Raw genomic sequence first — 12739 nt, forward strand, 5'->3', positions numbered from 1 at the left:
CCGTGACGACGCCGCTCAAGGAACTGTTGCAGGTGCTGCAGGAAGAGTTCACGCTGGCCGCGCCGGAGATCGACTCGGCCCTGATGCAGTGGCTGAGCATCGAGAGCAGCGGGCCGCAGCAGGCCGACAAGGCCGCCGCCGGTTATGCCCGCCTGGCCCAGGTCGCGCGCATGATCCAGCTCGAAGGCCTGGCCATCGTGCTGGAGCTGCTGCGCGATTGCGCGCCGGTGTTTGCCACCCTGGAAGGCGAAGACCTGCATGAAGCCTTGGGTTGGCTGCTGCGCTGGCACGGCCCGGTGGCCGGATATGTCGAACTGCCGGCCGAAAACGAGGCCGTGCGCGACCTCAACCGCTACATGGCCGAAGGCCCGCTGGGCCTGACCTTCGAGCAGCAGGACGAGTTGCAGAAGCTGCTGCGCAAGCCCCCCACGGTGCCGGCCGAGATGGAGGCCCACGCCCCCACCACCGCCCCTCAGCCGCTGGACGACCACGAGGTGTCGCTCGAGGTGCCCGACGACGTCGACCCGACGCTGCTCGATGCCTTCCTCGATGACGCGCCCGCGCAACTGCACGCCCTCACCGCCGGCGTGCGCGCCTTGTCCCACGGGCATGCGGAGCTGAGCGCGTTGCGGCAGGCGGCCCGCGCCGCCCACACCCTCAAGGGCAGCGCCCGTGTGGTCGGCATCCGCGGCATCGGGCGCCTGGCCCAGCGGCTCGCAGTGCTGCTCGACCATGCGGTGGACCGGCGCGGCGAGGTGCCGGTGGCGATGGCCCGCGACCTCGACCAGGGCGCGGCCTGTCTCGACCAGATGCTGCACGCGCTGCGCGGCCACGACGCCGCCCCCGACGAAGCGCTGGCATCGCTGGAGCGGCTCGGCGACTGGCTGCGCGCGGTGGATCAAGGCGGTGTCGAGCGGCTGGCGCTCGACACGCTGCCTTCGGCCCTCGGCGCGCCCGACCCGGCCACGGCGGCCCGGCCGGCGACGCCGGCGGCGGCCTCATCCTCGGCGGCCGCGCACTCGCAGCCGCCCAACCCCGCCCTCGCCACCTTGCGCATCGGCGTCGACCGGCTCGATCGTCTGGTGCACCAGGCGGCGCAGTCGTTGGTGTCGCACGCGCGGCTGGAAGAACATCTGCGCGTGATCGAAGACCGGCTCGAACAGCTGGAAGCCAGCAACGGCCAGCTGCGGCACCGGCTGCACCAGCTCGACGCGGTGCTCGACACCCACGCTGCGGCGGGCGGGAATGCAGCCGGCGGCATAACCCCGGGCGGGGTCGAGCCGCTTGCCGAGTTGCGCGCCGAACTGCGCGCCCTGTCGCGTTTTGCCACCGAGATGGGCGCCGACGAGCAGGAACACGGCCGCGCGGCCCGCGAGGAGATGCAGACCGCGTTGCAGACCTTGCGCCAGCAAGGCCAGACGCTGGTGGGCCAGCACCGCGAACTGATGGCGGCGCGCCTGGTGCCGGCCCGGCCGCTGGTGGCGCGCTTGCGCCGCGCGGTCGTGCAGACCGCCGCGGCCACCGGCAAGCAGGCCCATCTCGACGTGACCGGCGAGCAGGTACTGGTCGACGCCGACGTGCTCGAACGGCTGGCCGAGCCGTTGCTGCAACTGCTGCGCAACGCCGTCGACCACGGCATCGAGGCGCCGGCCGAACGCGCCGCTCGCGGCAAACCCCGCGCCGGCACGCTGCTGCTGCGCTTCACGCGCGAACAGCAGCTGCTGCGGGTCGAATGCCGTGACGACGGGCGTGGCCTCGACCTCGAGGCGATCCGCCGCCGGGCGCTGGACATGGGCTTGATCGACGCCGAGGCGTCGCTGGCCCCCGACGCGCTGGCCCGTTTGATCCTGCTGCCCGGCTTTTCGACCACCGCCGAGGTGACCGACCTGTCCGGCCGCGGCGCCGGGCTCGACCTGGTGGCCGACCAGCTGCGGGCGATGAAGGGCCGTCTCGAGATCGACAGCCAGCCGGGTCGAGGCACTAACTTCACGCTGCAGGTGCCGGCCAGCACCGGCCTGCAGCAGGCGCTGATCGTGCAGGTCGAGCAGCAGTCCTACGCCTTGCCCAGCGATTCGGTGGTGCTGGCCCTGCCGGCCGGCCAAGGCGCGGTGGCGATGACGGCCGCCGGCCCCGTGTTCCGCCACGCGGGGCGTGAATGGCCCTACCGCCAGCTGGCGCAGTGGCTGGGCGTGGCCGTCGGCGAGGCGGAAGACGGTTCGAAGCCGGTGGTGCTGGCGCGCGGCGCGCACGGCGAAGTGGCGCTGGAAGTCGACCGCCTCGACGGCACACGCGAGCTGTTGCTGCAGGACATCGGGCGCTTGCTGCGCCGGGTGCAGGGTATTGCCGGCGGCGCGTTCCGGCCCGACGGCCGGGTGCTGTTCCTGCTCGACATCGAGGCCCTCGAACGTGCCGCCGAGTCGCCAGTGCGCCGCGAAGCGGCGGCCCAGCTGCGCCAGCGGCTGAAGGTGCCGCGCCGCCATGTGCTGGTGGTCGACGACGCCATCTCGGTGCGCAAGACCATCGCCCAGCTGCTGCGCGGCGCCGGCTTCGAGGTGTCGACCGCACGCGACGGCTTCGACGCGCTCGACGTGCTGGTGCGACGCAAGGCCGACATCGTGCTGACCGACCTCGAGATGCCCAACCTCGACGGCCTGGAGCTGACGCGGCGGCTGCGCGAGTCGCGCCTGTGGAAGGGGCTGCCGGTGATGATGATCACGTCGCGCGCCACCCATCGGCACCTGCGCAACGCACAAGAGGCCGGGGTCGACGTGTTTTTGACCAAACCCTATGCCGACGACGAACTGCTGGCCGAAGTGCGCCGTTTGCTGCCGGCGCAGGCGGCCCGCTAACCGGCCCGCCAACCGGCCCGCCAACCCACGCGCCTCCCGGCGCTAACCGGGGCGCCGGCGCCCGCGCCCCCAGCGCGCCGGGCCGACCGCCGCCAGCAAGGCGGCGCCGACGATCAGCAGCGCCCCCAGCAGTGTCCGGCCGTCGGGCGCGGCGCCGCCCACGGCGATCGACGAGGCCGACGCGAACACGACTTCGGTGAGCATCACCACCGACGTGACGGACGCCGGCAGCCGCGCCGCGCCATATTGATACGCCAGGTTGGACAGCATGAAGGCGCCGGCCATCGCGACGGCCACCCAGGCCCAGCCGGCCTGCAGCGCCGGCGGCCACGGCGCCACACCGCCGGCCGACAGGGCGCTGGCGAGGACACCGGCGACCAGCACACAGCCGAACAGCATCGCGACCGCACGCCCTTCCTCCTGGGTGCGGGGCGCCAGCCGCCGCAGCATCACGCTGTTGAACGCGAACGCGAAACCGCCGAACAGCCCGAGCCAGTCGGCCAGCCCGCGCGGCAGCGGCCACGCCGCCCCTTCAGGCTTCAGCACGATGGCCGCGCCGGCCAGCGCGAGCCCCACGCGCAGCAGCGTGTGGGGCGTGAAATGCTCGTGCAGCACCACGCGGGCCAGCAGCACGCTCCACAGCGGCATCAGGTAGAACAACAGCACCACCCGGACCACATCGCCGATGCTGACCGCCCAGTTGAAGGCGGCGTTGGTGGCGCCCGAACCGAGCGCGAGCAGCCACAAGGCGGGCTGTCGCACGATCTGGGCCGCCGCGCCCGGCCGCCAGGCCAGGATCGCCAGCGCAGCCAGCCCATACACCACCACGGTCGCCCACAGCGGGTGCAGACCGTGGCCTTGCAAGACGCGGAACGGCCACCACGACAGCCCCCACACCAGCGCGTTCAGCAGCAGCGCGAGGACGGGCCACGGGGAGGTGGCGGCAGGCAGGACGGATGTGGCGGACATCACGACTTTCTCGGCCGGTCACGGCAACCCGCGGCGGGGACCGGACGGCGGGGGAGCGGGCGGGTCAGTGGTGGTCGGTGCGGGCCAGCGTCATCAGCTGCTCGACTTCTTCGGCGTGCTGGACGACGTTGTGCTCGTGCCAACGCTTGATCAGCCACATGATGCCGGCCACCACCAGGCCGAACAGCGTGATCGCGCCGAAGGCCGACAGCCCCAGCTTGGTCATGCCGCTGTAGAAAGCGCCCAGGCCCAGGATGCAGGCCTGTTCGTTGAAGTTCTGCACCGCGATCGAACGGCCGGCGCCCATCAGGTTGTGGCCGCGGTGCTGCAGCAGCGCGTTCATCGGCACCACCAGGTAGCCGCCGAGCGCGCCCAGCAGGATCAGGAAGGGGGCCGCCACCCAGACGTTGTGGATGAAATTCATCGCGATCACGAGCACGCCCATCGCGATGCCCAGCGGCATCACCCGGGTGGCCATGTGCAGCCGCACCTGCATCGACGCGACCACCGCACCAACCGCCGTGCCGACCGCGACCACGCCGACCAGCGCCGAGGCCGAGGTGGTGCCGTAGCCGAGGGCCGCGGCGGCCCAGGCCAGCACGATGTAGCGCAAATTGCCGGACACGCCCCAGAACAGCGTGGTGGTGGCCAGCGAGATCTGGCCCAGCTTGTCGCGCCACAGGCGGCGGTTGCAGGTGCGGAAGTCGCGCACCAGTTCGATCAAGGTGCCGGGCAGCGGCTGCAGCGGGGCTTCAGTGCGTGGGATGTAAAGATTGAACAGCGCTGCGACGACATACAGCACGATCAAGGCCGCAATCGCGCCTTCGGAGGCCGTGTTGATGCCGGTTTCGAAGCCCGGCACGTCGAGCGACAGCAGGTGGGGCGAGATCACCGGGCCGACCAGTTGGCCGCCGAGCAGCACGCCCAGGATGATGGACGCGATCGTGAGGCCTTCGATCCAGCCGTTCGCCTTGACCAGCTGCGATGGCGGCAGCAGCTCGGTCAGGATGCCGTATTTGGCCGGCGAGTACGCCGCGGCGCCCAGGCCCACGATGGCGTAGGACATCAGCGGATGGGTGCCGAACAGCATCATCAAACAGCCCCCGACCTTGATCGTGTTCGAGATGAACATGACCTTGCCTTTGGGGATGCAGTCGGCGAAGGCGCCGACGAAGGGGGCCAGCACCACATAGAACAGCGCGAACATCGGCACCAGCGCGGCACGCTGCCATTCGCCCGCGCCGCTGGTGCGCAGCAACTCGACGGCGGCGACGAAAAGCGCGTTGTCGGCCAGCGAGCTGAAGAACTGCGCCGACATGATGGTGTAGAAGCCTTTTTTCATTCAGTCACTGCTCGCACGCGGCTTCTCACGAGTGCCGTCAAGGTCCAGGCGGCTGCCCCCGGCGCCGGCTCTGCGCCTGCCCGCGCAGCGCGCCCGGGTTTATAGCACGCCCCCCGGGGCTCTCGCCGGCGGCGGGGGGCCCCCGAAGGGGGTGCGGTCAGACGGCGCGAGAACCGAAAAAGCCTCGGCAAAGCGGCTGGCACAATCATTTGATGCCGCGTCCGATACAAGCCCTGATCCATTCCGCCGCACTGGCCGACAACTTGCGCGTGGCACGCGCTGCCGCCCCGGATGCAAAGGTCTGGGCGATCGTGAAAGCCAATGCCTATGGCCATGGCATCGAGCGTGCCTACCCCGGGCTGCAGGGTGCCGACGGGTTCGCGCTGCTCGACCTGGCGGAGGCCGAAAAGGTGCGGGCGTTGGGCTGGCGCGGGCCGATCCTGTTGCTGGAAGGCGTGTTCGAGCCGCGCGACCTGGAGCTGTGCTCGCGCCTGAACCTGTGGCACGTCGTGCACCACGACGCGCAGATCGACTGGATCGCGACCCACAAGACCACGTGGCCGCATCGGGTGTTCCTGAAGCTCAATTCGGGCATGAACCGGCTCGGCTTCACGCCGGCGGCGTTCCGGCATGCCTGGATGCGGCTCAGCGGGCTGACGCAGGTGGACGACATTTCGCTGATGACGCACTTCGCCGACGCCGACGGCCCGCGCGGCATCGAGCACCAGCTGGCGGTGTTCGAGGCCGCCACCGAGGGCCTGCCGGGGGAACGCTCGCTCGCCAACAGCGCGGCGACGCTGATCCATGCCCGCACGCGCGCCGCCGTGCGCGGTGATTGGGTCCGGCCCGGCATTGCCGTGTACGGCTCGTCACCCGACTTCCCGCACCACGACATCGCCCACTGGGGGCTGCACCCGACGATGACCTTGCGTTCCAGGCTGATCGCGGTGCAGACGCTGGAGGCCGGGGCGACGGTGGGTTACGGCAGCGTGTTCCGCGCCGAGGCGCCGATGCGGGTCGGCGTGGTGGCGTGCGGCTATGCCGACGGTTACCCGCGGCACTGTCCCAACGGCACGCCGGTGCTGGTCGACGGAGTGCGCACCCGCCTGGTCGGGCGGGTCTCGATGGACATGATCACCGTCGACCTGACGCCGGTGCCGACCGCCGCGGTGGGCAGCGAAGTGACGCTGTGGGGCCAGGGCCCGAGCGGTGCCGTGCTGCCGATCGACGAAGTGGCGCGCGCGGCGGGCACCATCGGGTACGAACTGATGTGCGCGTTGGCACCCCGCGTCCCGGTCACCTCCGACGCGCCGGGTGACTGAAAGCGTCCCCGCGCCGCTGTCGCGGCCCGCGCCTCCCCGGCGCCTCAGATCGACGGTACCGGCGCGCGGGCGTCACGGTCGGTGCTGCTGTCGTGCCGCGTCCCTTTGCCGCCCGCGGCCGGGCCGCCTTGCGCCAGCTGCGTGACGATCTGGCCCAGCTTGCGCAAGGCAGCGTCGATCCGGGGTGACCACGGGTCGCCGTATTGCAGCCGGATGAAATGGTCGAAGCGGCGGCTGCAGCTGAAGGCGGCCCCGGGCGCGACGCCGATGTGTTCCAGCCGCGCCAGCATGAAGACCTCGCGCGAATCGACATGCCGGGGCAACTCGATCCACAGCATCAGCCCGCCCTGCGGCAGGCTCAAACGGCAGCCGGGCGGGAAATAGCGGGCCACCGCGTCGGCCATCTGGTGGGCCTGGGTCTTCAGCGCCGCCCGCAGCTTGCGCAAATGGTGGTCGTAGCCGCCGTCGCGGATGAACTGCGCCAGCACCTCCTGCTGCAGCATCGGGCAGGCGACCGACGTGCGCACCTTGAGCGTCTGCGTCTTCAAGAAGTGCCGCCCGGGGGCCACCCAGCCGATGCGGTAGCCGGGTGCGACGGTCTTGGTGAAGGCCGAGCACAGCACCACATCGCCCTCGGTGTCGAAGCTTTTCAGCACCGGCGGGCGCTGGTCACCGAAATACAGCTCGCCGTAGATGTCGCTCTCGATCAGCGTGATCTTGCGTTCGGCCATCATCCGCACCAGCCGCCGCTTGTGGCCGATCGGCATCAGGCTGCCCATCGGGTTGGGGAAATTCGGCATCAACACGCAGGCCTTCACGGCACCCGGCTGCTGCGTCGCGAAGTCGAGCGCCTCGAGCGAGATGCCGTGGCGCGGATGGCTCGGGATCTCGAGCGCCCGCATGCCCAGGCTCTCGATCGATTGCAGCAGGTGGAAATAGGTGGGCGACTCCAGCACGATGGTGTCGCCCGGCGACGCCACCGACTTCAGCGCCAGGTAAACAGCCTCCATGCCGCCATTGGTGATGACAATCTCGTCGGGCCGCAGGTGCACGCCCGAGCCCACGGCGCGCCGCGCGATCTCCTGCCGCAGCGCGGTGCTGCCGGCCATCTGGTATTTGGACGCGTATTCGGGGTGACGCCGGTTCACGCCGGCCAGCAGGCTCTGCAGCTTGGCCTCGGGCAGCAGCGCGCGGGCCGGTGCGGCGTTGAACGAGGGCGCTGCGAGCGGGTCGTCGACCATCAGCAAAAAGTCGTGCAGCACCTGGTCCATGCTGACGAAGGACGCCGCTTCGATGCTGAGGTCGACCTGGGGCTCGGGCATCGCCGGCGGGCGCGCGGTGACGAAATAGCCCGACTTGGGCTTCGCCAGCACCAACCCGCGGTTTTCGAGGCAGCGGTAGGCCTGCAAGGCCGTCGTCATGCTGACGGCGTGCTGCTGGCTGAGCTGGCGCACCGACGGCAGCCGGTCACCCGGGCGCAACGCGCCGCTGGTCACCGCACGCTCGATCTCGCTGGCAATGCGGTGATAGAGCGGCAGGGCAGACACGGGCGGGGCGGGGGGGCCGTCGGGCGCGTGAGCGGAGTCCATGCGGCATTGTGTGCGCCGCAGCGGGGCCATGACAGGTACAGAGGTGCCGATCTGTCGCCAGTACAGACACCAAAGTCGCCGTCTGTGCTGCTCCTTTTTGCAACGCGCTGCGTCTTTGCGGCGCGGCCGCCGGCTCGAATACTGCCGACATCCCCCGCCCACCTCGGAGAGCCGCGATGTCCACGCCCACGCCCAAGTCCCCGGTTTTGCTGCAACTCAAGGCCGGGCAGCACGTGCGCTGGCAGCCGGCCCGGGCCGCCACCGTGCAGGTGGTGGGCGGGCGCATCTGGCTCACACAGGCCAACGATCCGTACGACCACTTCGTCGACGCCGGTCAGAGCCTGAGGCTGCAGCCCGGTGTCGCCACCGTGCTCGGCGCGGAAGTCGACGCCCAGGTGTCGGTGGCCATGCAGCCCTCGCGCTTCGCACGCCTGGGCCAGTTGGCCGCGAGCCTGGCGCGCGCCGCGCGTCGTTCGACCCCAAGACGTGACGAAGCTGGCAGTCCGGCCGTGTCGCGGTGAAACGGCGCCGCCGCGCGCTGCGGGGCCGGGCCACAATCGGGCCCGTCGTGTTTCCTGGCGCCGCATCGGCCGCCACCCGCCCATGGACCTGCCCAGCCACCAACTTTCGATGACCGTCCTGATGACGCCCGACATGGCCAACTTCTCGGGCAACGTCCACGGCGGCACCATCCTCAAGCTGCTCGACCAGGTGGCGTATGCCTGCGCCGCGCGGTATGCCGGCCGTTACGTCGTCACGCTGTCGGTCGACCAGGTGATGTTCCGGCAGCCGATCCACGTCGGCGAGCTGGTGACGTTCCTGGCCTCGATCAATCACACCGGGACCTCGTCGATGGAGGTCGGCATCAAGGTGGTGGCCGAAAACATCCGCCAGCAGGTGGTGCGGCACGCCAACAGCTGCTTCTTCACGATGGTGGCCGTCGACGACGAAGGCAAACCCACGCCGGTGCCGCCGCTGCAACCCACCACGCCGGACGAAAAGCGCCGCAACGAAGCCGCCAGGGTTCGCAAGCAGCTGCGCCAGGAACTGGAGCAGCGCTACCAGGGCATCCGCTCGCAAGGGTGACGCCGGCGGCGCGGGCCGCCAGGGTCATGGCCGACAATCGCGCCATGGCCAAAGAAAAGACGCTCTACACCTGCTCCGAATGCGGCGGCACCAGCCCCAAATGGCTGGGCAAATGCCCGCAGTGCGGCGCCTGGAACACGCTCGAGGAGACCGTGGCCGAGAGTGGCACCCGACACCGTTTCCAGGCGCTGGCCAAGTCGGCGCCGGTCACCTCGCTGGCCGAGATCGAAGCGGTCGACGTCGCGCGCATGCCCACCGGCATCGACGAGCTGGACCGGGTGCTGGGCGGCGGCCTGGTGCCGGGCGGCGTGGTGCTGATCGGGGGCGATCCGGGCATCGGCAAGTCGACCTTGCTGCTGCAGGCGCTCGATGCGCTGTCGCAGCAGATGAAGGCGCTCTACGTGACCGGCGAAGAATCCGGCGCCCAGGTGGCGCTGCGCTCGCGCCGTCTCGGCCTCGACGGCTCCAAGGTGCTCGTGCAGGCGGAGATCCAGCTCGAGAAAATCCTGGCGACCATCGAAGCCGAGCGGCCGGCCGTGGCCGTGATCGACTCGATCCAGACCGTTTATTCCGAGCAGCTCACCTCGGCGCCCGGTTCGGTGGCCCAGGTGCGCGAGTGCTCGGCCCAGCTGACGCGTACCGCCAAGGCCACCGGCTGCTCGATGGTGCTGGTCGGCCACGTGACCAAGGAGGGCTCGCTCGCCGGGCCGCGCGTGCTGGAGCACATCGTCGACACCGTGCTGTACTTCGAGGGCGACACCCACAGCGCCTTCCGGCTGGTGCGCGCCTTCAAGAACCGGTTCGGCGCGGTCAACGAGATCGGCGTGTTCGCGATGACCGAGCGCGGCCTGAAGGGCGTGGCCAACCCGAGCGCCATCTTTTTGTCGACCCACGGCGAACCGGTGCCCGGCTCGTGCGTGCTGGTCACGCTGGAAGGCACGCGCCCGATGCTGGTCGAGGTGCAGGCACTGGTCGACAGCTCGCCCATCCCCAGCCCGCGCCGACTCAGCGTCGGCCTGGAGCAGAACCGGCTGGCGATGCTGCTGGCCGTGATGCACCGGCACGCCGGCATCGCCTGTTTCGACCAGGACGTGTTCGTCAATGCGGTCGGCGGCGTGCGCATCAGCGAGCCGGCCGCCGACCTGGCGGTGATGCTGGCGATCCAGAGTTCGCTGCGGGGCAAGCCGCTGCCGCGCGGTTTTCTGACCTTCGGCGAGGTGGGGCTGGCCGGCGAGGTGCGACCGGCGCCGCGTGGCCAGGAGCGCTTGAAAGAAGCGGCCAAGCTCGGCTTCTCGGTCGCCGTGGTGCCCAAGGCCAACCTGCCCAAGAAGCCCATCGAAGGGTTGGAGATCCACCCGGTCGAGCGGGTGGAGCAGGCCATCGACCTGGTCCGCACGCTGGGCGGCTAGGGCCGCGCGGGCATCCGCCTGTTGCGGCGTCGCATAAGGTTCTGCGCTGGCGCCCTCTCGTGTGGAACGGCCGCAGCCCCTACACTGCCGGCCATGAGTGCCGCCTTCGCCCATACACCCGAGCCGCCCTATTACGCGGTGATCTTCACGAGCCAACGCACCGAGACCGACGCCGGCTACGGCGACATGGCCGACCGCATGATGCAGCTGGCCGTCGACCAGCCCGGCTATCTCGGGGTCGAGAGCGCACGCGGTGCCGACGGTTTGGGCATCACCGTGTCGTACTGGCGTACGCTGGAAGACATCGCCGCCTGGAAGGCCCACACCGAGCACCTCGAGGCCCAGCGCCTCGGCCACCGGCAGTGGTATGCGGCCTTCGAGTTGCGCGTGGCCAAGGTCGAGAGTGCACGGCGCAAGGCCCCCGGCTGAAGCAGCCGGCCCGCAGGCGGCTGCTTCAGCCGAGATCGTCTGCCCTCCAGAAGGAAACGCCATGCTGATCGCCGCCCTCTCCGACATCCACGGCAACCTGCCGGCGCTCGAAGCCGTGCTGGACGACGTGACAAAGGCTGGGGTCGACGTCATCGTCAACCTCGGCGACATCGTGTCGGGCCCGCTGTGGCCTTGTGAAACCGCCGACCGCCTGATCGCACTCGGCTGGCCGACGATCCGTGGCAACCACGAGCGGCAGGTGCTGCGGCCGCTCGCCGGCATGGGCGCGTCGGACCGGCACGCCGCCGAGCGCCTGAACGCGTCGCAACGCGACTGGCTGGCGGCGCTGCCGGCGACGCTGCAACTGAGCGCCGAGGTGTTCTGTTGCCATGGCACGCCGGGCAGCGACCTGCAGTACTTCCTGGAAACGGTCTGCTCCGACTTCGGGCAGCACGGGTCGCGCGGCGTGCGTGCGGCGACGCAGGCCGAGGTGGCGACGCGGGCACGCGACGCCGCGGCCGAGCTGATCCTGTGCGGTCACACCCACATGCCCCGCGGCATGCGGCTCGACGACGGACGGCTGGTCGTCAACCCCGGCAGCGTCGGCCTGCCGGCCTACGACGACGGCCACCCGCATCGGCATCTGATGGAGACCGGCAGCCCGCACGCGCGTTATGCGCTGCTCGAGAAAAGCAGCCGCGGCTGGTCGGTGCAGTGGCGCGCCGTGGCCTACGACTGGGACGCCGCCGCCCGCCAGGCCGAGGCCAACGGCTTCGGGCACTGGGCCGACGCGCTGCGCACCGGCCGGGTGGGTCGGCTGGACGCGGACGTGCCGGCGCGCTGAGGGGACGCGGCGGGCAGCGACCCCGCCGCCCGCTCAACGGCTGGCGGTCGTCGCGGCCTTCGGATCGCCGAAACGGCTGCGCAGTTCACGCGCGATGCGTTGCGCCACCGCACCCACACCGACCTGAAAGCCCTCGGCCACTTCCTCCCGGTTGGCGATCATCGCGTCAAAGGTGGCGTAGCGGTACTTCGGGGCGCTCGGCAAGCTCCAGTACTGCTCGCCGCGGGCGTCCGCGCCGTAGTAATAGGTCTCGTGCAACAGCGGATCGTCGACCGCCTTCGCGTCGACGAGGTAGGCCGACACGTTCACCTGCGGCAGGTAGTTCGCCGAAAAGGCGGAGGAGTACATGCCCACATACTCGAACCACACATGCAGGATCGGCTTGGACGCCGGCAGCGTCGTGTAGTCGATCGCGCTGGGATCGTCCGCGGGCGGCGCCGGCGCGTCGAGCATCTCGACCTCGTAGCCCTGCGCGGTCAGCTCGTTCACCAGCACGCGGCGCATTTCCGGGCCCATCGCCTGACGGGTTTGCTCCATCGCGCTCGAGAAGGACTGGGTCTTCAGACGGTTGTCGATCGCGGTGACCCAGTGCGGCAAGGCCAGATTGCGGTTGCCACTGTAGAGCCCGGCCGGGCTGAGCACCGGCAGCAGCGCCACCTGCTGGACGGTGCGAACCGGCTCTGCCGGGGCTGCCTCGGCCGGCGCGCCGCCGGGGGAAGAGGCACAGCCGGACAGCACAACTGCCAGCGCGAGACAGGGAAAGGATGCGAGAGAAGACAGGTACTTCACGGGACAACTTCAGGTGGGAGACGGTGCCCGCGCGCCAGCGCGGAGGAAAACCAGGGACCAGGGACCAGGGACCAGGGACCAGGGACCAGCGGCAAGCGGCTCTGCCCGGCC

Annotated in this window: 11 protein-coding genes; 7 read left to right on the forward strand and 4 right to left on the reverse strand. The window is 70.4% G+C overall.

Annotated elements, in window-relative coordinates; all coding sequences use genetic code 11:
• The first annotated feature begins 2 nt into the window (after positions 1–2).
• Positions 3–2849, forward strand: coding sequence for a hybrid sensor histidine kinase/response regulator (locus AAW51_RS26640; protein WP_047197037.1), 2847 nt, complete (start codon positions 3–5; stop codon positions 2847–2849).
• 42 nt (positions 2850–2891) lie between these two features.
• Here the strand turns inward: AAW51_RS26640 and AAW51_RS26645 are convergent, their stop codons facing one another.
• A complete protein-coding gene (locus AAW51_RS26645; RefSeq protein ID WP_047197038.1) occupies positions 2892–3818 on the reverse strand; it encodes a DMT family transporter in 927 nt (308 codons plus the stop codon).
• Positions 3819–3882: 64 nt separating this feature from the next.
• Positions 3883–5160: a lysophospholipid transporter LplT gene (gene lplT / locus AAW51_RS26650; RefSeq protein WP_047197039.1), complete on the reverse strand. Its 1278-nt coding sequence runs from the start codon at positions 5158–5160 to the stop codon at positions 3883–3885.
• 212 nt (positions 5161–5372) lie between these two features.
• On the opposite strand from lplT, the gene alr reads away from it, so the two are divergent.
• Positions 5373–6482, forward strand: coding sequence for an alanine racemase (gene alr / locus AAW51_RS26655; protein WP_047197040.1), 1110 nt, complete (start codon positions 5373–5375; stop codon positions 6480–6482).
• 44 nt (positions 6483–6526) lie between these two features.
• Here alr and AAW51_RS26660 read toward each other — a convergent pair whose 3' ends face one another.
• Positions 6527–8071, reverse strand: coding sequence for an aminotransferase-like domain-containing protein (locus AAW51_RS26660; RefSeq protein WP_169788093.1), 1545 nt, complete (start codon positions 8069–8071; stop codon positions 6527–6529).
• A gap of 176 nt (positions 8072–8247) precedes the next feature.
• Between AAW51_RS26660 and AAW51_RS26665 the strand changes: the two genes are divergently transcribed.
• From AAW51_RS26665 to AAW51_RS26685, 5 genes are all read left to right on the forward strand, one after another.
• A complete protein-coding gene (locus AAW51_RS26665; protein WP_047197041.1) occupies positions 8248–8592 on the forward strand; it encodes a DUF2917 domain-containing protein in 345 nt (114 codons plus the stop codon).
• Positions 8593–8674: 82 nt separating this feature from the next.
• A complete protein-coding gene (locus AAW51_RS26670) occupies positions 8675–9157 on the forward strand; it encodes an acyl-CoA thioesterase (protein WP_047197042.1) in 483 nt (160 codons plus the stop codon).
• Positions 9158–9201: 44 nt separating this feature from the next.
• Positions 9202–10566: a DNA repair protein RadA gene (gene radA, locus AAW51_RS26675; protein WP_047198356.1), complete on the forward strand. Its 1365-nt coding sequence runs from the start codon at positions 9202–9204 to the stop codon at positions 10564–10566.
• 93 nt (positions 10567–10659) lie between these two features.
• Positions 10660–10995, forward strand: coding sequence for an antibiotic biosynthesis monooxygenase family protein (locus tag AAW51_RS26680; RefSeq protein WP_047197043.1), 336 nt, complete (start codon positions 10660–10662; stop codon positions 10993–10995).
• Between the two features lie 61 nt (positions 10996–11056).
• Positions 11057–11839 (forward strand): metallophosphoesterase family protein, encoded by a 783-nt coding sequence (locus AAW51_RS26685; protein ID WP_047197044.1) that lies wholly within the window; start codon positions 11057–11059, stop codon positions 11837–11839.
• Between the two features lie 33 nt (positions 11840–11872).
• Here AAW51_RS26685 and AAW51_RS26690 read toward each other — a convergent pair whose 3' ends face one another.
• Positions 11873–12628 carry a hypothetical protein gene (locus AAW51_RS26690; protein WP_157360079.1) on the reverse strand — a complete coding sequence of 252 codons (756 nt, stop codon included), beginning with the start codon at positions 12626–12628 and terminating at the stop codon, positions 11873–11875.
• Positions 12629–12739: the final 111 nt, after the last annotated feature.

Origin of the sequence: Caldimonas brevitalea, assembly GCF_001017435.1 — a bacterium.
GTDB lineage: Bacteria > Pseudomonadota > Gammaproteobacteria > Burkholderiales > Burkholderiaceae_C > Caldimonas > Caldimonas brevitalea.

Bases quoted from the DNA above. Each gene is read 5' to 3' on its own strand.
- AAW51_RS26670 (WP_047197042.1), top strand. From the start codon at position 8,675: ATGGACCTGCCCAGCCACCAACTTTCGATGACCGTCCTGATGACGCCC.
- AAW51_RS26665 (WP_047197041.1), top strand. From the start codon at position 8,248: ATGTCCACGCCCACGCCCAAGTCCCCGGTTTTGCTGCAACTCAAGGCC.
- AAW51_RS26680 (WP_047197043.1), top strand. From the start codon at position 10,660: ATGAGTGCCGCCTTCGCCCATACACCCGAGCCGCCCTATTACGCGGTG.
- AAW51_RS26685 (WP_047197044.1), top strand. From the start codon at position 11,057: ATGCTGATCGCCGCCCTCTCCGACATCCACGGCAACCTGCCGGCGCTC.
- radA (WP_047198356.1), top strand. From the start codon at position 9,202: ATGGCCAAAGAAAAGACGCTCTACACCTGCTCCGAATGCGGCGGCACC.
- alr (WP_047197040.1), top strand. From the start codon at position 5,373: ATGCCGCGTCCGATACAAGCCCTGATCCATTCCGCCGCACTGGCCGAC.
- lplT (WP_047197039.1), bottom strand. From the start codon at position 5,160: ATGAAAAAAGGCTTCTACACCATCATGTCGGCGCAGTTCTTCAGCTCG.
- AAW51_RS26645 (WP_047197038.1), bottom strand. From the start codon at position 3,818: ATGTCCGCCACATCCGTCCTGCCTGCCGCCACCTCCCCGTGGCCCGTC.
- AAW51_RS26660 (WP_169788093.1), bottom strand. From the start codon at position 8,071: ATGGACTCCGCTCACGCGCCCGACGGCCCCCCCGCCCCGCCCGTGTCT.